This window comes from Pontibacter sp. 13R65 (genome assembly GCF_047525655.1).
Lineage (GTDB): Bacteria > Bacteroidota > Bacteroidia > Cytophagales > Hymenobacteraceae > Pontibacter.
Genome location: NZ_JBLIQL010000012.1, coordinates 47,620 through 71,598 on the forward strand (window position 1 = coordinate 47,620; position 23,979 = coordinate 71,598).

14 protein-coding genes are annotated in these 23,979 nt (G+C 47.7%); 4 read left to right on the forward strand and 10 right to left on the reverse strand.

Annotated features, from left to right (window positions below; translation table 11 throughout):
- Nucleotides 1–144: 144 nt before the first annotated feature.
- From ACMA1I_RS14740 to ACMA1I_RS14755, 4 genes are all read right to left on the reverse strand, one after another.
- Complete coding sequence (locus ACMA1I_RS14740) at nt 145–1,200, reverse strand: efflux RND transporter periplasmic adaptor subunit (RefSeq protein WP_337069145.1); 1,056 nt, start codon at nt 1,198–1,200, stop codon at nt 145–147.
- A 20-nt stretch (nt 1,201–1,220) separates the two neighbouring features.
- Entirely contained in the window at nt 1,221–2,576 is a 1,356-nt protein-coding gene (locus tag ACMA1I_RS14745) for a TolC family protein (protein ID WP_337069146.1), read from the reverse strand.
- Between the two features lie 69 nt (nt 2,577–2,645).
- Nucleotides 2,646–3,125, reverse strand: coding sequence for a GbsR/MarR family transcriptional regulator (locus ACMA1I_RS14750; protein ID WP_337069147.1), 480 nt, complete (start codon nt 3,123–3,125; stop codon nt 2,646–2,648).
- A gap of 494 nt (nt 3,126–3,619) precedes the next feature.
- Nucleotides 3,620–5,269, reverse strand: a complete 1,650-nt coding sequence (locus ACMA1I_RS14755; RefSeq protein WP_337069148.1) for a M28 family peptidase — start codon at nt 5,267–5,269, stop codon at nt 3,620–3,622.
- A 352-nt stretch (nt 5,270–5,621) separates the two neighbouring features.
- On the opposite strand from ACMA1I_RS14755, the gene ACMA1I_RS14760 reads away from it, so the two are divergent.
- Nucleotides 5,622–6,779, forward strand: a complete 1,158-nt coding sequence (locus ACMA1I_RS14760; RefSeq protein WP_337069149.1) for an MFS transporter — start codon at nt 5,622–5,624, stop codon at nt 6,777–6,779.
- A gap of 258 nt (nt 6,780–7,037) precedes the next feature.
- Nucleotides 7,038–8,621, forward strand: a complete 1,584-nt coding sequence (gene treF / locus ACMA1I_RS14765) for an alpha,alpha-trehalase TreF (protein WP_337069150.1) — start codon at nt 7,038–7,040, stop codon at nt 8,619–8,621.
- A 346-nt stretch (nt 8,622–8,967) separates the two neighbouring features.
- Here the strand turns inward: treF and ACMA1I_RS14770 are convergent, their stop codons facing one another.
- Both ACMA1I_RS14770 and glgX read right to left on the reverse strand, forming a co-directional pair.
- The gene (locus ACMA1I_RS14770; protein WP_337069151.1) at nt 8,968–9,360 is read right to left on the reverse strand and encodes a response regulator; all 393 of its coding nucleotides are present in this window, start codon (nt 9,358–9,360) and stop codon (nt 8,968–8,970) included.
- 421 nt (nt 9,361–9,781) lie between these two features.
- The gene (gene glgX / locus ACMA1I_RS14775) at nt 9,782–11,923 is read right to left on the reverse strand and encodes a glycogen debranching protein GlgX (protein ID WP_337069152.1); all 2,142 of its coding nucleotides are present in this window, start codon (nt 11,921–11,923) and stop codon (nt 9,782–9,784) included.
- Between the two features lie 201 nt (nt 11,924–12,124).
- Between glgX and ACMA1I_RS14780 the strand changes: the two genes are divergently transcribed.
- Nucleotides 12,125–13,084 carry a CvpA family protein gene (locus tag ACMA1I_RS14780; protein ID WP_337069153.1) on the forward strand — a complete coding sequence of 320 codons (960 nt, stop codon included), beginning with the start codon at nt 12,125–12,127 and terminating at the stop codon, nt 13,082–13,084.
- 92 nt (nt 13,085–13,176) lie between these two features.
- Here the strand turns inward: ACMA1I_RS14780 and ACMA1I_RS14785 are convergent, their stop codons facing one another.
- From ACMA1I_RS14785 to ACMA1I_RS14800, 4 genes are all read right to left on the reverse strand, one after another.
- Nucleotides 13,177–14,085, reverse strand: coding sequence for a bestrophin family protein (locus ACMA1I_RS14785; RefSeq protein ID WP_337069154.1), 909 nt, complete (start codon nt 14,083–14,085; stop codon nt 13,177–13,179).
- 93 nt (nt 14,086–14,178) lie between these two features.
- On the reverse strand, nt 14,179–14,457 hold the full coding sequence (locus tag ACMA1I_RS14790; protein WP_337069155.1) for a GNAT family N-acetyltransferase: 279 nt from the start codon (nt 14,455–14,457) through the stop codon (nt 14,179–14,181).
- A gap of 222 nt (nt 14,458–14,679) precedes the next feature.
- Nucleotides 14,680–15,852, reverse strand: coding sequence for a glycoside hydrolase family 88 protein (locus ACMA1I_RS14795; protein WP_337069156.1), 1,173 nt, complete (start codon nt 15,850–15,852; stop codon nt 14,680–14,682).
- Between the two features lie 118 nt (nt 15,853–15,970).
- Complete coding sequence (locus ACMA1I_RS14800; protein WP_337069157.1) at nt 15,971–18,982, reverse strand: glycoside hydrolase family 2 protein; 3,012 nt, start codon at nt 18,980–18,982, stop codon at nt 15,971–15,973.
- Nucleotides 18,983–19,766: 784 nt separating this feature from the next.
- On the opposite strand from ACMA1I_RS14800, the gene ACMA1I_RS14805 reads away from it, so the two are divergent.
- Entirely contained in the window at nt 19,767–23,954 is a 4,188-nt protein-coding gene (locus tag ACMA1I_RS14805; protein WP_337069158.1) for a two-component regulator propeller domain-containing protein, read from the forward strand.
- Nucleotides 23,955–23,979: the final 25 nt, after the last annotated feature.

Sequence of the window (23,979 nt, forward strand, 5' to 3'; positions counted from 1 at the left end):
TAAGAAAGAAGTTAAAACTGCAAAACTGTGAGCGCTCTCGCTCGAGGTTATATTTGGGCAACCTTTGGCCGCTTCGCACTAGGTACAGAGCCAAAGACCCCGAGATAGTTTTGCCCGAGCAGGAATGCTCGCAGCATTAGCAATTTATTTCATCATTGTCACTTTCATACCTTCTCGAAGGTTGATCTGGCCGCTGCGAACGATCTGTTCACCTGGCTGTACACCGTCCAGAATCTCCACCTGGTTCTGCGTCACCATACCTACTCTCACTTTACGGGCATTCGCTACGCCGTCTTTCACCACGTACACGTTAGGGTTCTGGATGCTGCCTACAATAGCCTCACGTGGCAGCAGCATGGCATCGCGCTGGTCGGCTACTTCGAAGAAAGCAGTGCCGTACATACCTGCTCTCAGGTTATTGTTTCCGGCGTTTTTCACTTCTACTTCCACATCAAACTTCAGGGTAGGGTCAGCTTGCGCTGCAATGGCTGTTACCACGCCTTCGTATCCTTCACCAGATCCGGCATCAGCCTTCACAGTTACTTTGTCGCCTTTGTTGATCAGGAGCACTTCGCTTTCCGAGGCCTTCACTTTTAGCTTCAGCTTGTCCACATTCACGATGTCGTACAGCTTCGTGCCAGGGTTCAGGTAAGAACCAACCTCCACATAGATCTCATTTATCTCGCCGCTGATAGGAGCGGTAATGCGTGTTTTAGTCAGGCGTTGGCGAGCAGCCACTAGCTGGGCTTCAGTGGTTTTCACGTTCAGGCGGGCATCTTCCAGCTGTCTTTTGGTGATGGCATCACCGGCAGCCAGGTTCTCGTAACGCTCTAAATCACGCTTTGCTTTCTCAGCATTTGTTTGTGCCGTGGCCAGGTCGGCCGCCATCGTGTTGCTTTCTACCTGCACCAGCAGTTCTCCGGCTTTCACTTTATCGCCTTTGCGCTTAAGTACGCTTTTGACCTGGCCTTGCGTTTCTGACATGAGTGTCAGGCTTTGAATAGGGGCGAAGTTGCCTTGCGCGGTAAAGGACTTGTCAAGTTTGTCTGACGCTACTTCTGTAATGGTCACAGGTATGGCATCACTCTTAATTTTGGCTACAGCGGCATTCGCAGCCATCTGCTCCTTGTTGTTCAACAGCTTATAGCCAATGGCACCCAAAGCAACTAGCGCAACCAAAATATAAATTACCTTCTTCATGTTCGTATTTCCTATATGTCTTATTTAGTTAGATTTTCCAAATCACCTGTGGCCTGCAGGTAGTTAAGTTCGGCCAGTTTGTATTTCAGCCTTTCGTTGTTCAGGTTTGTCTGGGCTTCACGCAGAGATGTTTCAGCATTCAGCAGGTCAGTCAGCGGTGAGAGGCCTTCTTTGTAGAGCTGGTTGGTGGTGTCGTATACTTCTTGTGCCAGCTTCACATTCTCTTCCTGTGCTAGAATAGCGCTTTGGCTGTTATGGAGTTGTGCGATGGCATTGGTAAGCTCCACCTGGGTGTTCTTGTTGAATTGCTTCATGTCGATGTCCAGTTTTTGCATTTCCACTTCCCGCTGCTGTACCTGGGCTTTTTTGCGAAAGCCATCAAACACCGGTATGGTCAATTGCAGGCCTACCTGCGAGGTCGGGAACCAGCTAGCGGTAGAATTGCCAAGTAGTTTGCCGTTGTACATGGTCTGGTAATTGTAATTACCGAATGCAGAGAGGGTAGGGTAGTATCCTGCCCTGGTGTTCTCCATCTCCAGCAACTTCAGCTCCTTTTGCTTGTTTAGCACCTGGAACTGGGCACGTTTATGAGCCGGCTCCTCAGCTCTGGCTAGCATTGGCTGCACGGGTAGCAGGTTGTCTTCTGCCGAACCGCTGAGCATTATAGGCTGCTCCAGTGGCATGCCCATAAAGAACTTAAGCACATTTTCCTGCTGCTCGTAAGAAGTCATCAGGCTTTTCTTTTGGTTCTCAAGGTTTATCTTATTTACCTTGATCCGGTTCACATCTACCTTCTTCACCAAGTCGTTTTCATACTGCAGCTGCATAATGCGCTCCAGCTGCTCAAGTTGCTCAAAATTGGCTCTGATGGTGTTAAACTGCTCCTGGGTTTGCAGTACCTGATAATAAGCACTGCCCACATTATAAATCACCTCTTCTGTGGTCATTTCCTTGCGGATTTGGTACAGATCTTCGGCGCTTTTGGCAGCCTTCAGACCTACAAAATATGATTTACTGAACAGCAGTTGGGATGCTGAAAACCCTCCTAGTATATTATAGTCGGTACCCATCTCAGCAACAAGAGGGCCAGTACCCTCTGGGTTAAAGTCGGCAGGTAAGGCAATCCTTGGTTTTTTCAGCGCTTTAACACCCTGCCCTGCTATCTCCACCTGTGGCAAGCCTGCGCTGCGTGCCTCTTTTACCTGGTATCTAGAGCTGATTTGATCTAAGGAGGCTTTCTGTATGTCCTCGTTGTGGTCAAGCGCATACGAGATAGCCTCCTGCAGATTGAGTCGCCGTGCCTGAGGAGTTTCCTGCGCCATGGCAGGCTTCAGGAGCAGAAGGGTAAGGCTTAAGGTTAAAAATCTCTTAATCACTTCTTTAGGTTTTTATTGTTTTAAAATAGTTAGTTAGTTCAGAAAATTATGAACTATTATGGTAAAAAATTATTTGCGTTTAGCTTCCCATTTTTCAACCAGCTTCGGAAGTTCCAGGTTCATGTAGTCCATAAAATCGATTAATTCCTCCAGTTGGGCATCATCGTGTGTTCCCGATTCTTTTCTGGCTTCGAGTACTTCACGGAGTAAGTTACTTAGACTGGTTAAATGGCTGATTCTACGGGCTAATCCTTCTCGCCAGTTTACTACTTTAATGCGGAAGTAACGTTTTCTGTCGCCAGAGAAAGTAGTATAATCTATCATGTCTGTCTGCAGGAGCAGATTGATAGCATTGCTGGTAGCACTTTTGCTAATTCCGAGAATCTCCGTAATTTCGTCGAAAGTAAGCTCTCGCTTATCAGATACAAAAAGCAGCCCCAACACACGGGCAGCAGCAGGTTGTAAGCCTGATTGCTCATGGAAAATCCCTATCTTCTCTACTAGTGCTTTTTGTCTTTCGGTTAAGGCCATGTATGTTTCTGTGTTCATGTAGTAAGAACAGCACAAAAGTATAGAATAGTTTCTTTAGTTCATAATTTTATGAACCAGTATTTTAAATTTTTTTCTGAAGAGTTATAAACTGTGTAACCCATGCCTTCCTGATCTGGAAAAAGTAAAGTTAGGTTACGCAGCCTTGCCTTGATTATAGCCTTTTTAGCTCTGGAAGGCTATTTTCATTAGAAAAATCAGAGGGCTGCGCCCAATTCAAAATCAGAAATATAAATTTTAAACGCCATGTCAGGCGAGTGCATTGCCAGTATATCTAAAGGTCCTGTGCCTCTTTTTTGCCTCCGGAAGGCGGTTTTGATTAGAAGAATTGTATACTGGCTAAGCCTGATAACATAGTTTTGCGGCAGGAAGCCACAGAGAGACAACCTCTGCAACAAAGGGAAGGGGCTGGCAAAAGATTAAGAAGAAGTAACCAATCCTTCAGTTACTTCTTCTTCTTTATAATTAGCTTCTAAAGCAACATCTCATAGCGTTTACTCTCTCCCAAACCGCTCTCCAAAGAAGTCGCCGGTTTTCCAGGTTGGCCTTTCTGGCTGTTGTGCTACCTGGTAGCCGATCAGGAAGTTGAGCTGAACGTATTTTTTGCCGGCTTCAAAATCAAAGAGACCGTTGATGTCGTCCTGTGGCTTATGGTAGTATTTTGGTCGCCATTCCTGCACGAGCAGGTGCAGGTTATTCTGTCCATCGGCTGTTTTGTTGCCGTATTTTATGTGGAGCGCCGGAATGCCCTGCACCACAAAGCTATACTGGTCGCTTCGGATAAAGCGATTTTGCTCCGGTTCCGGGTCCTGCTCCACGCTCAGCCCGAAATAGGCGCTGGCCGATGCTACTTGTTCTTCTAAAGACGAATGTGTTGCCCCCAGCGGCACTACCGACAGCAGTGGTGCTATAATGGTAGGCATGTCGGTGTTGATGTTGGCCACAATCTGCTCCTTTGGTACTGTAGGGAATTTGGCGAAGTAGGCGGAGCCTAGCAGGCCCATTTCCTCGGCTGTTACCATCAAAATGAGGACGGAGCGCTTTGGCTTGTCTTTTGGTTTTAGCCTGGCGTAGATGTTGGCTATTTCTAAAAGGCTGGCTACTCCGGAGGCATTATCGTGAGCGCCGTTGTAAATAGAGTCGCCGTTTACAGGGTTGCCAATACCCATGTGGTCGAGGTGCGCGCTATGCACCACATACTCCTGACTCAGTTGCGGATCGGAGCCAGCAATACGGCCTACCACATTGTAACTGTCGAAATCATGGAAAGTGGAGCTATAGCGCAGGCTACCCGTAAATGGGAGTGGGGCAGAGGCTGTAATACCACTTCGCAGCGAAATGGGCACTGCAACAGCATCTAGTCCGGCGGCTTTCAATAACTTATGAAAGGTAGGATGGCTTACATGGGCCAGAACCTTTAACTGGTCAGAGACAAAAGTTCTGGAGAAGGCCACTTTACCATCGGCGTGCATTACACTGTTTACGCCCCGGTCGAGGTTAGGTAGCCCGCTGGTAGGATTGGCAGACCCAATAATGACACCTACCGCTCCGTGGTCGGCGGCAGTCTGCAAAATGGTGGTGAGGTCGGTGCTGTAAGAGAATACTGTAGAGGGAAAGCTGGCAGGAGCTCCACGCAGTACCACCACAATTTTGCCTTTAGCGTCGAGGTTCGCGTAGTCGTCGTAGCCCAAGTCGGGGGCGCTGATGCCAAAGCCGGCAAATACCAGCGGAGCCTCCACCGTTGCCTGCTCCTGCTCCGGGTGCGGATATACAACAAAGTCTTTGCCTTCTGCTAAAACTTCTTCTTTACCATCAGCAGATTGAAGATGAAAGGCAGCAATGCCGGCAGTGGCCCGCCGAAGCCGCACCTGTTGTAAGTAGGTTTGGTTTTCGCCAGCCGGCTCCACCTTCATGGCTTTAAACTGATCAATGACATAATCAACGGCCATTTGGTATCCTTCAGTGCCAGGCAGGCGACCCTGCAAGCGGTCGTCGGCCAGGTAGGCAATATGGTCCCGAATATCGTTTGGCTTGGTCTTTTTTAAAGATTTAACTACTCTTTTAGGCAGCTCCTGGTTTTGGGCAAAGCTGTTGCTGAGGTGTAACAGGCATAGCAGCCAGAGTAGGATCCGGGTTATTTTCATGTGCTGTAGCGATAAGTAGTGTAGGGTAAAGAGCGCAAAGAGCAAAAATAGGCAGATTAACCGAGTTTTCTGGCTCTCCTGCTTTTCTTTTTGATGCGGTGGTGTAGGTATGCATCTACATAAACACACTTAGAACTTTGTATAAAGATGAAGATAAGGCTAAAATAGTTGCGGATTTTATTGCTAAAGCTCAAGTATCATTATCATGATGGGCTTCCGGAGCAGTTTTAGCAACAGGAATTTGAAAAAAAGTCAATAATTAAACGTTTAAACATTCGTTTTTTATCCTTAAAGTTTAATAATTTTGCTGCTTGAATTTTCTGCTTTTGTAGCAGCCAATAGTTAAGAATCAATGCTTTCCAATATATCAGTTTCAACTTATTCCAGAAGCACTTACAGAAAAGCTGTAGGAGCTTTGTTTTTTTTGCAGGGCATTTGCTTTGCGAGTTGGGGTTCCCGCATTCCTACAATTCAACAGCAACTGGGGCTGTCGGAGACGCAGCTTGGGATGGTGCTTTTTGCCCTGCCCGTTGGTCAGATGCTGTCGTTGCCGTTTACAGGTTGGCTTATTTCTAAAGTAGGAAGCTGGCGCATTCTGGTGTGGTCGGCGGTGCTGTATGCGGCTGTATTGGTGGGAGTAGGTGCTGCTCCATCTATCTTCTTGCTGGTACTGGCGCTTTTCATTTTCGGCATATTGGCTAACACAGTTAACATTGCTGTAAATACACAGGCGGTGGGAGTGGAAACGCTGTATGATAAACCCATTATGGCCTCTTTTCATGGGCTGTGGAGCCTGGCAGGTTTTACGGGTGCCGCTATCGGGTCGTACATGATCGGGAATGGCATTCTTCCGGTTCAGCATTTTCTGATCATAATGGGCTTCACCTTTGTTGGGGTTGCCCTTAGCTCCCGCTTTGTTTTGAAGCAGGATGTGAACGTTGATCCGGACCAACCCATTTTTGTGAAGCCAGATAAGTCGCTGGTGAGCCTGGGACTGTTGGCTTTTTGTTCGCTCATCTGCGAAGGAGCCATGTTCGATTGGAGTGGCGTGTATTTCAAAAAAGTGGTGATGGCCGAAAATGCATGGATTGGCGCTGGCTACACCGCTTTTATGTGCACCATGGCCTCGGGCCGTTTTGTGGCAGACCGGGTAGCCAGTAAAATTGGTCTCCGTCGCATCTTGCAGGCCAGTGGTGTGCTAATTGCGCTCGGGCTGCTGATTGCCGTAATCTTTCCGTATCTCTGGTCTTCTATTATCGGATTTTTGCTGGTAGGCTTTGGAGTGTCGTCGGTGGTGCCATTGGTCTATAGTGCAGCGGGCAAATCGAAGGTAATGTCGCCAGGTATGGCCTTGGCAGCTGTTTCTACCATCGGATTTTTGGGCTTTTTATTGGGGCCTCCGGTTATCGGGCTTGTGGCAGGTGCAAGTAGTTTGCGTTTGTCGTTTACTATTATTGCTTTTATGGGCCTTTGCGTTACATTTATTGCTTCCCGGTCTAAATCGCTTTGAGCAACTATTTTTAGGTGAGTTTCGTGCTGATTTTTAGCTTCTGCCATCACAGCAGGTACCGTTTTGCCAAGTTTTAACCTTACCGCTTCCGGCCGGAAAATGGCTCCGGAAGGGGCTTTTCATTAGCATAATTCGAGGCTTGAAGCGCCTGTTGCTAATCACTATGCTATGTTTTTCGTAGGGTTACTACAAACAACACTAGCTTACCGCGTCCGGTTGCACATGATTTGCCCCGGTGCCTGTAATTAAACTGCTGCTATGAAAAATAGAAAACTGTCTCTTCCTGCTCTTTCCAAAATTCTACTTCCGTTATTCTTGTTGCTGGGGTTTGTTTTGCCGCTGCAGGCACAGTACCGCCCCGATGAGGATCTGGAGGAGCTTTTTGAGGCTGTGCAGTTACTGCCGGTTTTCCCCGATTCTAAAACATTTGTAGATTGTGTACCACGTGCTGCCCCTGAAACCATTGTGCAGGCTTACCGCAAGGCAAGGACCCAGGCTGGTTTCGATTTAAAAGCCTTTGTGCTGCGCTATTTTGAACTGCCTCCAACGCCAGCCACCAACTTCAGTTCCGATACCAGCCTTGCCGTAGAGGCGCATATAGAAAAGCTTTGGCCGGTGCTAACCCGCCAGCCGGGAGCCGATGGCGGTTCTCTGCTGCCGCTGCCAAACCCCTATATTGTGCCAGGCGGGCGCTTCCGCGAAATTTACTACTGGGACAGTTATTTTACCATGCTCGGCCTACAGGCAAGTGGCAAAACAGAGCTGATTCAGCACATGGTCGATAATTTTACGCACCTGATCCAAACCACCGGCCACATTCCGAATGGCAACCGCAGCTATTATGTTACTAGGTCGCAACCCCCGTTTTATGCCCTTATGCTTCGGGTGCTGACCCAGCAAAAAGGCAAGCAAGTGCTCAGAAGCTATGCCCCGGCGCTTAAAAAAGAGTATGATTTCTGGATGGAAGGCGAAAGTACGCTGTCGGAAGGTAACCAGGCACATCGGCGGGTTGTGCGCTTGCCAGATGGCAGCATCCTGAACCGCTACTGGGACGATAAAGCCACACCCCGCCCCGAAGCTTATAAAGAAGATGTAATGCTGGCCAAAGGTGCTTCAGGCCGGCAGCCGGAAGAGGTGTACCGCAACCTGAAAGCAGCTGCCGAATCGGGGTGGGATTTTAGCAGCCGCTGGTTTGCCGATGGCGAAAACCTCTCCACCATCCGTACCGTCGATCTTATACCCGTAGACCTGAACACACTGCTTTACCACATGGAAATAACCCTGGCCGAGATGGCAGACATGCAAGGGCGCAGGCAGGAAAAACGTTTTTATAAGGAAAAGGCCAAAGCCCGTAAAAAGGCACTTCTGGCCTATTGCTGGAACCCTACCGAAGAGTTCTTTTATGATTATGATTTTGTAAAAGGTACCACCACCGATATTCCGGTGCTGGCTGCTGCTTTTCCGTTGTACTTCTGCATGGCCACCAAAAAGCAGGCTACTGCTGTAGCTCGTCGTCTGGAGGCTGATTTTGTAAAACCCGGAGGTTTAGTAACTACCCTGCAGCATACTGATGAGCAATGGGATTCTCCAAATGGCTGGGCTCCGCTGCAATGGATCGGAATACAAGGTTTGCGTGCCTACAATCATCACAAGCTTGCAAATACCATTGCCTCTAACTGGATAAGCACCAATAAGCGTGTATACAAACAAACCGGTAAACTAATGGAAAAGTACGACGTGGAACATGCCGGTGCAGAAGGTGGAGGAGGCGAATATCCTAACCAGGATGGTTTTGGCTGGACCAACGGCATACTGCTCAAACTCCTGATGCAGCAAAAGTAAATTTGATGCACAGTTTCACAGGCTTCTAAACCTAAACTTATACCATTAAATTTAATATCAAAACTTTAATGGTATAAGGCTTCTAAGTACCTTCGATGTAGTCGTGGAGCAAAAGTCCTAGGTCTTCCTCCAATAAAAAAGCCTCCGGAAGACCATTTTTATTAGAATAATTTTATTTGCGAAAGAGTGCCAAGTCCTTAAAGATTCCGCCCTCGGCTCCAGTTTTGGTTTATTTACCAGACGCAACCCAGTCGGGCTGCTGGAGCTGTACTTGTAAGGAAAATAACTCTCACGTCAGGTTTAAACAAATTAGAAAATACCTTCCTGAAGGTTTAACAAGTATGTGTTAGTTGGGGAACATGTTCTTAATCTGATTTACCACAGAAGACTCGAGTGGTTTGTGCAAAAAACCGGCTACCAGTTTATATTGCTCCGACCGGGCCACATCGGTGGGATTGATGGAGGATGAGAGAATGTATATTTTTAGTCGGTTATGTAGTTTTTTCTCATAAGGCTGCAGCGCGTCTAAAAATGCCCATCCGTTCATGTAAGGCATGTTCAGGTCAAGAAAAATGAGTTCTGGTAATTCGTTCGTTATAGGTTCTACTATATCTTTAAAGGCTTTCTCGGCATCCAGGTAACAAGTGATATTGTCAACCAGTTGCTCTTCTTCCAGCACGAACTGCGTTAAGTAAGTACTTAATTCGTCATCATCAACGATGAAAGCTTTATGGATCATTGTGGTTAAGTGGCTTTGGATATTTAACTTTTAAACCTTACTGTCATTTGTTTCTTTAGCTCCTCGGTTATCAAGTTTTACATTCGGTAATAAGCAGAAATGCTTGGTAATTACTATTGCCAAGCATTCAATATTTATATGTAAATGTTTAGTTTTTGTAAGGACCTGGAAGTTGAAGTTAAACAATAATATTAAAAGTTAGCTATGCTTTAAGCTTTTTATAAAAACGAATGTTAGTTATAAGAAAATTGCTACATTTGATTGCAAGTAGGAAACACATGTGCTTCGGACTACCTTGGGCTTTCTTCTATTGCTGGATTATGCCCTCTGGCAGCTGTAAAAAGCAGGGTGGCCCGGAAAAGAAGAACCACTTCCGGCTCATGTCCTGAAAGTGGTTCCTGTAAAAATATTCCTGGATCGGTTATTTCGCTTTGTCATTAATGGGGTGATGAAGTACTACGATAGAGCGTCCGTCGACCTTAATGGTTTTTCTTGCGCCATATGTAATTCCTTCTTCCTCTACTCGGTTCTCACTGGTGTCCAGGATTTTGGTCCATTCTTCTCCATATTTTTTCAACGGTAGTTTAAAGCTGATAGGCTCGTAGTGCGCGTTGAAAATGAGGTAGAAACTGTCGTCTATCATCTGTTCCCCTTTAGGACCTCTGGAGTGGAGACCACGCCCATTCAGGAAAACTGCCAACGATTTTGCGTGCGACTGGTTCCAATGCTCATCCGACATTTCTTTGCCGTCCGGCAAGAACCAACCAATATCTTCCAGACCAACTCCTTTTATAGGTTGCCCCTGAAACCAGCGACGACGGCAGAAAGTAGGATGGTTCCGGCGCAGATGAATTAGTTTTCTGGTAAACTCAAGCAGCTCTGTATCGGCTTCGGCCCAGTTCAGCCACGATATTTCGTTGTCCTGGCAATAGGCGTTGTTGTTACCTTGTTGCGTACGGCCAATTTCATCGCCGGCAACGAGCATCGGTACTCCCTGAGAGAGGAAGAGCGTGGTAAGGAAGTTTCGCTTCTGTTTTGCGCGTAGCTCATTTACTACCGGATCGTCTGTTGGGCCTTCTGCGCCGCAGTTCCAGGAGCTGTTGTGGTTGTCGCCATCATTACCATCTTCGCCATTGGCCATGTTGTGCTTTTCGTTGTAAGACACCAGGTCGTTTAGCGTGAAACCATCGTGGGCTGTTACAAAGTTGATGCTGGCGGTAGGCTTGCGGTAGTCGTCTTGGTAAAGGTCGGGGCTGCCGGTAAAGCGGTAGGCAAACTCACCTAGTATACTTTCAGCTCCGCGCCAATAATCCCGGATACAGTCGCGGTACTTACCGTTCCATTCGGCCCAGCCTGCCGGAAACTTACCTACCTGGTATCCGCCTTCGCCCACATCCCAAGGTTCGGCAATCAGCTTCACCTGCGATATAATGGGATCTTGGTGAATGATATCAAAGAAGGAGCCAAGGCGGTCTACTTCGTGGAGCTCCCGTGCCAGGGTAGAGGCCAGATCGAAACGGAAGCCGTCTACGTGCATTTCGGTAATCCAGTAGCGCAGGCTATCCATAATGATACGGAGCACGCTTGGTAGCATGGCATTCATGGTGTTGCCGGTACCGGTGTAGTCCATGTAATAGCGTTTGTTGTCTTCTACCAACCGGTAATAAGAAGCATTGTCAATCCCTTTAAAAGAAAGTGTAGGCCCCATATGGTTTCCTTCGGCGGTGTGGTTATACACTACATCCAAAATAACTTCGATGCCTGCCTTATGCAGCTCTTTTACCATGGTTTTGAACTCCACCACCTGCTGGCCCAGTACGCCACTGCTGGAGTAGCGCACATCCGGCGCAAAAAAGCCGATGGTGTTGTATCCCCAGTAGTTTGTCAGGCCTTTTTCTATCAGGTAACGGTCAGTTACGAAGTGGTGCACCGGCATTAGCTCAATAGCTGTAATCCCAAGCTCCTGCAAATACTTGATGGTGACAGGATGCCCCAACGCCGCGTAAGAGCCTCTTATTTCTTCCGGAATATCGGGGTGCTGCTTGGTAAAGCCTTTTACATGTGTTTCGTAGATAATGGATTTGTGATAGGGGACTTTGGGTGATTTGTCGCCTTCCCAGTCGAAATTGGCATCGACCACCACCGATTTTGGAATGTAAGGGGCGCTGTCGGTTGTGCTAAAGCTAAGGTCTTCGTCAGGGTGGCCCACTTCGTAACCGAATAGCGAATCGTGCCACTCTATTGTGCCGGATATTGCTTTGGCATAGGGGTCAATCAGGAGTTTGTTGGGGTTAAAACGATGCCCTGCTTCGGGTTCGTAAGGCCCATGCACACGGTAACCGTATAACTGACCTGGTTTAAGACCGGGCAAGTAGGTGTGCCAGACGTGGTGCGTCCGCTCCGTCATTTTTATTTGTACGTTTTCTTCCGGCTCATCTGCCGATTTAAACAGGCACAGCTCTACATTGCTCGCATTTTCAGCATATAATGCAAAATTTACGCCTTTTCCGTCCCAAGTCGCACCCAAAGGATACGGACTGCCGGGATATACCTCAGTATTCATAGTATTGTTGATCAAATAGCTTGGAGAAATTTATTTTTCTAAGATTTTATTAAATCTTCATCGTGTACGGATAGATTTGGGAAATGGTCGAATTGGCGAAGCATTTTAAATACAATAGCTTGTAAACGGGAGGATACAGATGGTAATCTAAAACAATTCTGACTTGGTTATGCGTAAACAAATTGCTCCAGCCTCTTTTGTATGATAAACTTTATAGACCTTATTCTGATCTTTATTTTTGGTGCCAGTTTAATTACCGGCTGGTACCGTGGCTTTATTATAGGCACGCTCGATCTGGTTAGGTGGGTAGTAAGTTTGCTGGTTGGGTTACATTACTATGCGCCTTTTGCCGATTGGCTGGGGAGGATGCTGGATTGGAAAAGTTTCTGGTTACTGCCAGTATCATTTTTTATTATAACCATGCTGGCCAGTGTGTTTATACACTTTCTGTTCGACCTGGTACTGGGGAGGCTCCCTGCCAGCCTGCACCAAAGCAAAGTAAATAAGGCGTTGGGGATTATTCCGGGGGCTGTGAGCGGCCTGGTAACCATTGTTATAATTGTGATGTTATTGGCAGCTTTACCCTTGCCCACTACCATCGAAACACAGGTGGAGGAGAGTAGTGTGGCCAACCGCCTTGTGGCTTATACCGACCGTGTGGAGACGGCATTAGGTCCTGTATTTGATGAGATAGCCGAGCGCACCTTAACTGGCATGAACGTAGTAACCGATTCGCAGGAAACTGTGGAATTGCCTTTTAAAGTAGCCAATGCCAAACCACGCCCTGACCTGGAAGCAGAAATGCTTGAGCTGCTTAACAAAGAGCGGCTAGCGCAAGGGCTGCAACCACTAGTTGCCGACACTAGCCTTCGGGAGGTGGCGCGGCGGCATTCCGCAGATATGTTCAGCCGCGGATATTTCTCGCATCATTCACCGGAAGGACAAGATGCTTTTGACCGTATTCGCCAGGCAAACATTTCATTTAGAATTGCGGGCGAAAACCTGGCACTTGCCCCAACGCTGCCCATTGCGCACGAAGGCTTAATGAACTCACCTGGTCACCGCGCTAACATATTGCAACGGCGATTTGGCCGCGTAGGCATAGGCGTGTTGGAAGGCGGCTCCCGCCGCCTCATGATTACTCAGAATTTCAGGAACTGATTTGCTTTTTGAAAAATAAGGTTATGGCAAGGTCTATAGCCACCTAGCGGATTTATGCCTCTGGAAGGCCATTTTCATTTGAATAATTTAAGCTACATCAGGTAAAATTTTTCTGGAGCGTGCGGTTTGGGAATGTCTTTTTCCATGAGAATTTGCCTGATATTTATTTCAATAGTACGGGCAATGGCAGTTACCGGGGTATCGGTGGGTTTATTGCGGAAAGGGTCTTGCATGTGCCGGGCAGTTTTTTCGATCAGGAAAAAAGTGGAAGCCACCACAATTAGGATGGGTATTTCAAAAACACCAACCGTCTCTACCAGCGCTATGGAGAGAACAATAAGGAAGATGTACATAAACACGTGAATAAAGAGCCGGTAGGTGATTGGGAAAACGGTGCTGTTTATGCGTTCGGCTTTTCCCATGGAATCGCAGAGGCGGGTAATGGTACTATTTATCTGTACCTCCTGGAAGGGATTTATGGCCTCATGCTGACGTAACTCTTGTAAATCGTGCATGTGCAGCATGAGCAGTGCAAAAGATTTGTTGCTTTGGTGACTGAGAAACTGGACCTCTTCTTCTGGTAAAAATTTTTCCTGTTCGGGTGTAAGAGGTGTTTGGCCTCTAAGCGACTGACCCAGGCAGTAACACCAGGCAATTTGCCGGTGCGCCATTTTCTCCAATATCGCCGGCCCGGTGGGGTAGTAGTTCTCGTTAATAAATCCTTTGAGCTGCAGGATCAGGGAACGGGAATCATTTACAATGGCACCCCAGATTTTGCGAGCTTCCCACCACCTGTCATACGATTGGTTTACGTTAAAAGCCAGAATCAAGGAAATAGCTGTACCCAATATAGTAGGCAACTGTAAGGGGATATCGGGCAGCACATCTATATATATAAGTTTTATCAGGTGAAATGAAACAGAGAACAGAAGTACCCGAAATACATCCTTTTTGATTTTTCGAATTATATAGCCTGGAGGCAGTTTTCGGTCTATCAACATAGCTTAGAAGCAAGATTGGTTGTGCAAATGGTAAATTAGCCTTTTACGGGCTACCGTTTTGGGTGTTGAAAAAAAGCTCCGGCAAAATAACTGCTACTTCTGCAAGAGCTCCTTATATTCAGGATGCCGTTCTATGTAGGTAGCAACCGCCGGGCAGGAGGCAATTACTTTATAGTTGTTCTCTGCCGCAAAACGCAGGCCTTCTTTGATTAATGCATCTGCAATACCCTTTCCACGTGCCGACTCAGGCACAAAGGTGTGCGTAAAATCGAGAACCTGTGGTGCAGGAGTGGAGTACGCAAGTTCTGCTTCCTCGTCGTTAGCTAGCGCTGCGGTAAACTGCTGGTACTTTTCTTCGTGTAAGATGTTCATAAGTATAGTTTTAGTGTGCCTCTACTGCTACGCAACCGTTTCTGCCTGAGTTTTTGAGTGGCAAGTGCTGATAAAGAAAAAGGCTCCGACCGCAAAAGCAACCGGAGCCTCTGTAAAAGTATTTCTGAAGTGACCTAAAAATACTTAATTCCTGAATATCAGATTGTAAAACTGAAAAGTCTTCTGTCTTGGGTCTGATACTTTTGTCCTATTTTAGAATAGCTACTTCATTTTCATGATTTCAGTTCCTGCCAGCAGGAAGCAACCAAGACCATAGTCTTCGAAGTCTGGTTTGCTGGTATACGTCACAGGTTGCCCGTCTTTTGGCTCTTTGCCTGTGCCTTGGAGGTATCCCAGAAAACCATTAGGATGAACGGCTTCTTTCGCCATAGCATTCCAGGCCTTCGCAATAATTGGGTTATAAACCTTCGCATCTAAAAGGCCATTGTTTACGCCCCAGGCCATGCCATAGGTAAAAAGAGCTGTGCCAGATGTTTCTTTGCCACCAAAATGCTCAGGATCTTCGAGGCTCACATTCCAAAAACCATCCTCGCGTTGCAGGGGTACCAGTGCCTTCATCATTTCGAGGTATGTTTTCTGGTATTCTTCACGATGAGGTCCGTTTTTAGGCATTATATCCATTACTCTTACCAGGGCAGCTACTACCCAGCCGTTGCCTCGGGACCAGTAGATGTCTTTGCCGTTTGGCGATTGCACAGGCGGTACAAAGTCTTTGTCTCTCCACCACAAGCCGTCGGCCTCGTTATAAAGGCCTCCGCCAATTTGTGTTTTCGTAGCCATGTACATTTCGTACATGCGCTGGTGGTAAATAGCAGCGCTATCGGGATAAATTTCAGCAAGCTGCGCATAAATCGGCATGGCCATCATCAGGGCGTCAATCCAGTCCCAATCGTCAACTTTGGTGCTGTTCACCATATTATCCATAGAGGCTTTTATGGAACGGATGCGCTCAGGTTTCGGATCTATGTTGTAGAGCTCAATATAGGTCTGGCCGCATGTCTGGTAATCTGCATGGCGTACATGGTCACCACCGGTCAGTCCCCAGTTATGCTTCTGCCCCCAATCCACGGCATAATCGTAGTAACGCTGCTGTTTGTCTGCTTTGTACAGTTCCATTAGGCCAATGTAGTAAATGCCGCGGGTCCAGATATTGCTGGGGCGGGTTTTATTCGTAACAATCTCTTTACCCGGGTCCGGCCATTTTTGCATAAAATAGTCATTGGTAAGTCGTAGCGTTTGCAGCACCTGGTCCTTGTCGGGCAAGCTATTGGCGCCATCCGTAGAGGCAGATTTTTGAGAAGCGCAGGCAGACCCGATCAGGGCCAGTAGGCTTAATAAGGAAATTCTCCAGTAGGAAGTTAATCTGTTTGTCATGTTATGGTTGCACTTGGTAAAATATTTTGCTCTTAGTGGAAGGTCAAATTGCTACCGGAGCGATAAGTCGAATCTTAACTTCTTCCTGGTAGTTTTCTGATTTACTATCTTCCATCCTCTAATTTAAAGTTGAACCTAATACTGGCTCGGGTTTTTCGTAAAATTCTATTTCGTTAATTCCCAATGCTCCTTTGGCTTCGGTGGTGTTACCCGCTGGTTCTTTTGCACCGGTTATTTCTAAAAAGCCAAAGGCATCGCCGTCTATGTTAGCTCCTATCAGTTTGATGGTTACATTCTTACCGGTTTGTGGCGGAAAGCTGGCGGTGAAGTACCCAAGGCTCCGCACAGTGTTGCCTTTAAAAACTTCCTTTCCATCTATGGTAATTAAAATAGGGTAGCTTCTGTTGCGCCAGTTGTTTAGCTTCATCGAAATTTCGCTTATTTCAGCGGTTCGCTCCAATTCGTAGCTAATCCAGCCGGTGGAGAGCAGCCCGTCGTTTTCCCAGTCGGTGAGTTCATTGTCATCATAAGAGTTTTTTACATCCTGCTGGTTTGCCCCTGCTGTTGCTTTTGTTATACCAACCGGAGTGCGTGTCACCACATACGACTGGCCGGCAGGGGTGTGACCGCGGTCCAGGTAAGATGGCAGTTTGTCGCCAGGGAGCCAGGTCGCCAGGCCATTGGTTTGTTTAAAAGGCTTCGATTTAAGCGTGACAGTAGCAGTTTTTAGCCCTTCAGCCTTCGCCTGTAATTTTATTTTACCTGCTTTTGTCGTAGACCGAATCAGCACCCGGTTTACACCACCTTCTACAGGCAGGTTTTGGGATAATATGTAGTTGGCCGGGCCCTGAGCTATTCCCCCGCGCCATTCAGCGGCACCCTCTAAATTAAAGTGCACCATGTTGAGGGCAGTGGGGCAGCGTTTGCCTTTGCTGTCTACTACTTCTACCTCTACCAGCGCCAGGTCGTGGCCGTTCGCCTGCAGTCCCTCCGGGTGTTGCATTACGGTGAGGCGCAGCGCTGCAGGCTCGCCTGCAGTTTCTTTTTTAGCCTCGCTCACTTTTTGGCCAGCCTTATCGTAGCTCACCGCACTGATAGTACCTGGTTCAAAGCTGATATTCTTAAAGGTGTAGAGGAAGCGGTGGCTTTGTTCGCCTTTCCCTTTCGACTTGCCGTTGATGAACAGCTCTACCGCCTCTCCGTTGGATACCACAAAAATATCTTTTGTTACACCGGGTTCATAATTCCAGTGGCCCATTATATGCGTTCTGGGGTTTTGAGGTTCCACCCAGCCATCCCACATCACCTGGTGTGCAAAATAGCCGTCTTTCGGGATGCGCATGGGATCTACTTCTCCGCTTCTTCTGTAATTTTCTTCGCCCCGGTAGTGGGTGTTGGTGTCAGAGAACACTATGTTAACGCCACCCGAACTCACACGCTTGCCGGTTCCTGGTCGCTCACGCCAGTAATCGAACCACCTGATCACGTTTTCTTTGGCATGTGAATCCTGGTTGCGGTTATAGTCGCTGGCATCTTGGCCTTTGTAAAGCGGGCCTGCGCCGTCTTTGTGGTAAGGAGGCGTAAATTCGTCCCAGTACTTGCGCAGGCCTTCGTCGCGCGAGTATTCTGTGGCCCACATCGGTATGTCGGCGCTTTTGTTAATGTAAAGCATCTCGCCACCATACTCAGCTACCTCACTGTCGAGCATCTCGCGGGAGCCAATGGCACGGCCGCCGTAGGGGTCATATTTGTCGCGGATAGCCTTCATCTCCTGCATGTGCGCCTCGCTAATAGACTCGTTGCCCGACTCGTAGAAGATGATGCTGGGGTTGTTCTTGTTGTAGATGATAGCGTCGCGCATGAGCTGCGTGCGTTGTGTCCAGCGAGGACCTTCCACGTCTTTTTCCGCATCTCCGGCAGGCATAGCTTGTATAAGTCCTACGCGGTCGCACGATTCTACGTCCTGCTTCCAGGGAGTAATGTGCATCCAGCGCACCAGGTTACCGTTGCTCTGTACCATCAGGCGGTTGCTGTAGTCGCTGAGCCAGGCCGGTACCGACATGCCGATACCCGGCCACTCGTTACTGGTGCGCTGGGCATAGCCATGCACCATCAGCACCCGGTCGTTTAGGTAAAACATGCCCTCTTTAAAGGCCGTTTTCCGGAATCCGGTTCGGGTCTGCACCTCGTCCACGGGCTTGCCATCTACTTTCAGGGTGGTAGACACGTTGTACAGATAGCCGTAGCCCCAGCTCCAGAAGTTTAAGTTATCTACCTGGGCACTGGCTTTCACTTTCCGGGTTTCGCCAGGGGCGAGTGTAGCAGGTTCTCCGGCAAAGGTGCTGATCTTCTTTCCGGCCATATCTTGCAGTACCACTTCATACTGGAAGGTTTTGGCGGTGGCATGTTCGTTCTTTATCTCCGACTCAGCCGTGATGGTAGCTGTTTTGGCAGGAATATCAATGTTACGGGCGTAGATGTACACACCTGTGGTGCCCAGGTTGGAGTAGAGCGGCAGGGTTTGGTAAAGCTTGTCCGAAATGTGCAGGAACACGTTTTTGGGAATGCCGCCATAATTGGCGTTGAAGTTCTGATCGCTCCACTGGTACTTAGTATTGGTGGCTTTTTCGCGGTAGTTCCAGTCGCTGTCGGTGCGCACGGCCACTACATTTACAGCAGGTGCAGGCTTTACAAATTCGCTAATGTCGAAACCAACGGCCATGGCTCCATTCTCGTGCCGGCCAATATGCTTGCCGTTTACATAAAACTCGCCGCCCTGACGCACGCCCTCGAACTCCAGAAATACTTTTTTGCCAGCGGCATCGGCCGGAAGTTTAAACTCTTTGCGGTACCAGGCCACGCCGGTGGTAAGGGAGTGGATATCCAGGCGGTAGGCTTCGTCTTCGTTCCAGGCCCAGGGCAAGGTAACTTTTCGCCAGGAGGCATCATTATAATCTGGTGCCTCGGCCCCGGCAGGGTCTCCTTTTAAAACTTTCCAGCCGGGGTTAAAGTTAAACTTGGTGCGAGAAAAGGCAGAGGCAGTAGTACCGGATGCCAGAAGCAACGTGAGCAGTAGGAAGAGGCCTGCCACACTGCTTAGTTTTTTTCTTGAATTATTTCTTTCGCCCATTATTAATATCGTTACTTATTATAAAACAGCAAGTGTAGTGGTTTCAAAAGTCTGGTTTGTTTATTTAGTTCAACTCCAATTTTTCTAATGAAAAAGGCCTTCCAGAGGCTATTTTAGCTTTTTAAGGGAAGGGGTAACATCTTAGACCTTTCTTTAAATTACACGAAAGTGCAGTTGATAGCCACGCATCTTAATTCTTTCTTCTTTACACCTGATTAGTTCCTGCTTCCTCTGCTGAGGCAGCTCTGTTTTAAAGCCAATTCCCGTGTTTGCAGCATCAGTTAGTACTCCAGCACATTTAGTTTTCGGTTTCTATACAGCAGCACATAAGTTTTACACGCTTTGGTTAAGTTCTATAAAAATAGCATCTGACTAAATGTTTGCTATCCTGCACTATCCTGTAAAAGACGGCTGGAATGGCTGGGTGTAACAACAGGAGAACGTAAGTAATCCGGAGCAGCAGGTGGTAAAAAGCTACTATAAGGGCAGGAGGTTCAATTAAAATCTGTTGAATATTGTAGTAGCAGGTAAAATTTATTTTAAATGATAAATATTTGATATAATACACTTTAAGGGCTTCATGGTCTGTGGCTTTGCCTGGCGATAAAGCTTGGCTTGCCATAACGCTTTCCTGCTTCTAAAACGATGTTTGATAAGAGCAGCTACAGCGGCTTACTGCAGCACAATGAAATAAAAGATTGAAAAAATAACAAACGTTAATTTCTTTTTAATTAAACTTATAGTTACAAACCACTTGGTGTTAGTGCCTCCTAAAATGAGCTGTTTGAATATAGTTTTACTGATCTGCTTTTCTTTGCTTTCTTTAACTGGCGTAAGAGCTGGCTTGCCCGACATACACAAGTTCTCTTTGTTGGACATGAACAACGGGCTGGCTCACAACCAGGTGAACTGCTTTTTAAAAGACAGCAAAGGCTACTTATGGGTAGGAACAAACGGTGGATTAAGCCGGTACGATGGCTACCAGTTCACCAATTTTCGCCACGATTCAGAAAGCTCTACCTCGCTACTCGATAACGAGGTACAAGGCCTATACGAAGGGCCGGATGGCTACCTGTGGGTAGTTTCTTACGCCGGTCTTTCTATTTATAACCCAACGTCAGAAAAGTTTACCTCTGCCAATCTCTCCGCTTTTTTGAACCAGTACGGTGTGCAGGCAGCCAACCTGACCGGGATTTTTAAAGACAGGGCAGGCGATTTCTGGTTCATGCAGCCAGAGCAGGGGCTGGTCCGGTATAACCCGCAAACAAAAAAGCATGTGCGGCTAAAACATGAGCCCGGCAGCAGTAATGGGTTGGGCAGTAATTCGGTGGCCGCCATGAGCCAGAGTAAGCAAGGCGATTTTTGGGTATTGCATCAGAATGGCCTGCTGGAGCGGCTTAACAACCAGAGCCTGCAGGTAGTGGAGCGCGTTACTGCTTTAGCCGAAATATATAAAGGCGCAACAGATAACTTCACGCTTCTTACCGATAGCGACAACGACCTCTGGATTTCCTCTCACATCCGGACAAACGGGGTGCACCTATTTCAAACAGCTTCCAAGACTTTGCTCAGCTTTAACAAGAGCACTCCAGCCCGAAAACTGAAGTCGGATGTGGTGCGGGGCATTGTAGAAGAAAGTCCTGGCAGTATTTGGGTTGCCACCGACCATGGCGGCGTAAACATCATTCAGAAGCAGAACATGGAGGTGAAGTATCTGCTTACCAATGCAAACGAGAAAAACGGTTTGGTAGATAATACGGTAAATGCTATTTACAAAGACACCGACGGTATTATCTGGTTGGGTACCTACAAAAAAGGACTGAACATGTATCACAAAGACATGTTCCGGTTTAGGCACTATAACAACCAACCTGCCGATGCCGCAAGCCTGCCTTACAACGATGTAAACCGCTTTGCCGAAGACGAACAGGGCAACCTATGGATCGGCACCAACGGGGGAGGCTTACTTTACTTTAACCGTAAAACCGGTCGTTATACCCGTTACCAAACAGATCCGAACGATCCCAACAGCCTTGGCAGCGACGTGATTGTAAGCCTGCTGCTAGATAAGCAGAAGAACCTTTGGATCGGCACCTACACAGGCGGCCTTAACAAGTTCGATGGTAAGAAATTTACACGCTATACCAGCAGCCTCTCGGACCTCACCAATCTGACAGATGATAATATCTGGGAAATTTTTGAGGACGCGGATGGCACCATCTGGATAGGTACTATGCGGCAAGGCTTGTTCAGGTATAACAGCACAAGCGGTACTTTTACCCAATACTCCATGCGGAACGACGGAACCGGCCTGCAATCGAACTACATTTCTGCCATTGCCGAAGATGCCGCACACAACCTTTGGATCGGGACCAACAACGGCATAGATGTACTGAACAAACGCACCGGCAAGATAACGCATTTGGGTAACGAACCCGGTAACAGCAGCAGCCTGACCAGTAACAATGTGTATGACATTTACACCGACAGCCGTAAAAATACCTGGGTTGCCACACCGGCAGGTCTGCACCTGTACAAACCCGCTGAAAAAGCGTTTCAGTCGTTTAACCAGGAAAGTGGGTTGCCACACAACATTGTACTCACCATTCTGGAAGACAACAAGCGTAATCTCTGGGTAAGCACCCTGCACGGAATTTCAAATGTGGTGCTAACAGGCAAAGTAAATAGTCCGCTTCAGGTTTCTTTCCGCAACTACGACGAATCGGATGGTTTACAGGGCAAGGTGTTTAACGAAAATGCCGCTATCAGAACCTCCAGGGGCGAACTCATTTTCGGCGGCTCCAATGGCTTTAATCTATTTGACCCGGATGATTTAGGAAAGAATTATGCTGTACCCAAAATTCTCTTCACCGATTTGCAGCTGTTTAACAAAAGCCTGAAGGTAGGAGAGGAGAAGGATGGCCGTGTTATCCTGACCAAAGCGCTCTCAGAAGCACCCGACATTACGCTCAAGCACAACCAGGATGTTCTCACCATTGGTTTTGCCGCTCTCAGCTTTTTCCATCCGGATAAAAACAAATACAAATATAAGTTGGAAGGCTTCGACAAAGACTGGCACGAAACCAGCCAGGGCACCCGGCAAGCCACCTACACCAACCTCGACCCAGGCGAGTACGAATTTAAAGTCCTGGCCTCTAACAACGACGGCATCTGGAACGAGGAAGGCGTGAGCATGAAAATTACAGTGCTGGCTCCTTTCTGGCGCACCACCACGGCCTATGTGCTTTACGCTTTGCTCGGAGTGCTGCTGCTTTACTTAATACGGGAGTACGAGCTTCGCCGCAACCGACGCAACTTCCTGCGGGAGCAGGAGCGGCGCGAAGTACTGCAGATGCAGGAGCTCAACCTCATTAAAATCAGGTTTTTTACAAACATCAGTCATGAGTTCAGAACGCCCCTGGCCCTGATTTTAGCTCCACTGGAGAAACTGCTCAAAACCACCACCGACCCGGAGCAGCAAAAGCAGTTTGAAATGATGAACCGCAACTCCCGGCGACTCCTGAACCTAGTGAACCAACTCCTGGATTTCCGGAAACTGGAGGTAGAAGGAATACAGCTGCACCTTTCGGAAGGAAACGTTATTAAGTTTGTGGAAACTTCGGTGCAGTCTTTCATGGATCTTGCGGAGAAGAAGAGTATCAGGCTTTCCTTTCATGCCCCAACCGATGCCTGGTACGCCTCCTTCGATATGGATAAGCTGGAGAAGATTCTGTTTAACCTATTGTCCAATGCTTTTAAGTTTACTGATGAGAACGGAAAAATTGATGTAACCGTAGCCATTCGAGAAGAAAAGGCTGCCTCTGATGCCATAAAGGTGCTGGAGATACAGGTACAGGATACCGGTATTGGCATTCCGAAGGAGAAGCAGGAAAAGGTGTTTGAGCGTTTCTTCCGCAGCGATGTACCGGCCAGCATGGTGAACCAGGGCAGCGGCATTGGCTTGGCTATTACAAGTGAGTTTGTTAAAATTCATGGCGGCCAGATTTCGTTGGAAAGTGAGCCTGGCAGTGGCAGTTGCTTTACCGTGAGCATCCCGATGAAGGAGATGACCACTCTGCATTCGGTTACGGCACCTGCTGAACCAGACGAAGAAGCGGTTGAAGAAATGCTGTCTGCGGCAGCCTTGCTTCCTCCTATGCCACAGCAGCAGAAATTTACCGAACAAGTGCCAAAAGCCCGACCGGTAGTATTGTTGGTCGAAGACAACGAGGATTTTAGATTCTACCTGAAAGACAACCTGGGGGTGCATTTCGAGATGCTGGAGGCGAAAAACGGCAAAGAAGGCTGGCAAAAAGCCTTAGCAAGTCTGCCCGACCTCATTGTAAGTGATTTAATGATGCCGGAAATGGATGGCATCGCGCTTTGTACCAAAATCAAGAACGATCCCCGAACTTCACAGATCCCATTTGTGATGCTGACGGCACATAAGGCAGAGGAGCTTCAGGTAAAGGGACTGGGCTTAGGTGCAAACGATTTTATAAGCAAGCCCTTTAATTTTGAAATACTGCTCTCGCGGCTCCAGAACCTGATTGCACAGCGCAGGCAGCTTCAGGAAGTGTTTGAACGAAAGATAAGTGTAGAAACAAGTGTGGTAGATATCCTGTCGCTGGACGACAAGCTGATCCAGAGAGCCATAAAAGTGGTGGAAGAGCACATGGAGGACCCTGATTTTTCAGTGGAGGCCATGAGCAGGGAGTTAGGTATCAGCAGAGTGCACCTCTACAAAAAGATGGTTGCCCTCACCAGTACCTCTCCGGTGGAGTTTATCCGGAAAATCAGGCTGCAACGGGCAGCGCAGTACCTCGAGAAAAGCCAGCTTACTGTGGCAGAGGTAGCTTATAAAGTCGGCTTCAACAACCGGAAGTACTTTACCAAGTATTTTAAAGAAGAGTACAACATCCTGCCCTCTGCCTACGCAGAGCATCGCAAGCCGGTGCAGGAGGTGGATTAAGGTTGCCCTTGTGCAGAAGAGTTTA

Bases quoted from the DNA above. Each gene is read 5' to 3' on its own strand.
- ACMA1I_RS14750 (WP_337069147.1), bottom strand. From the start codon at position 3,125: ATGAACACAGAAACATACATGGCCTTAACCGAAAGACAAAAAGCACTA.
- ACMA1I_RS14740 (WP_337069145.1), bottom strand. From the start codon at position 1,200: ATGAAGAAGGTAATTTATATTTTGGTTGCGCTAGTTGCTTTGGGTGCC.
- ACMA1I_RS14760 (WP_337069149.1), top strand. From the start codon at position 5,622: ATGCTTTCCAATATATCAGTTTCAACTTATTCCAGAAGCACTTACAGA.
- ACMA1I_RS14770 (WP_337069151.1), bottom strand. From the start codon at position 9,360: ATGATCCATAAAGCTTTCATCGTTGATGATGACGAATTAAGTACTTAC.
- ACMA1I_RS14795 (WP_337069156.1), bottom strand. From the start codon at position 15,852: ATGACAAACAGATTAACTTCCTACTGGAGAATTTCCTTATTAAGCCTA.
- ACMA1I_RS14780 (WP_337069153.1), top strand. From the start codon at position 12,125: ATGATAAACTTTATAGACCTTATTCTGATCTTTATTTTTGGTGCCAGT.
- ACMA1I_RS14800 (WP_337069157.1), bottom strand. From the start codon at position 18,982: ATGGGCGAAAGAAATAATTCAAGAAAAAAACTAAGCAGTGTGGCAGGC.
- ACMA1I_RS14790 (WP_337069155.1), bottom strand. From the start codon at position 14,457: ATGAACATCTTACACGAAGAAAAGTACCAGCAGTTTACCGCAGCGCTA.
- ACMA1I_RS14785 (WP_337069154.1), bottom strand. From the start codon at position 14,085: ATGTTGATAGACCGAAAACTGCCTCCAGGCTATATAATTCGAAAAATC.
- glgX (WP_337069152.1), bottom strand. From the start codon at position 11,923: ATGAATACTGAGGTATATCCCGGCAGTCCGTATCCTTTGGGTGCGACT.
- ACMA1I_RS14755 (WP_337069148.1), bottom strand. From the start codon at position 5,269: ATGAAAATAACCCGGATCCTACTCTGGCTGCTATGCCTGTTACACCTC.
- treF (WP_337069150.1), top strand. From the start codon at position 7,038: ATGAAAAATAGAAAACTGTCTCTTCCTGCTCTTTCCAAAATTCTACTT.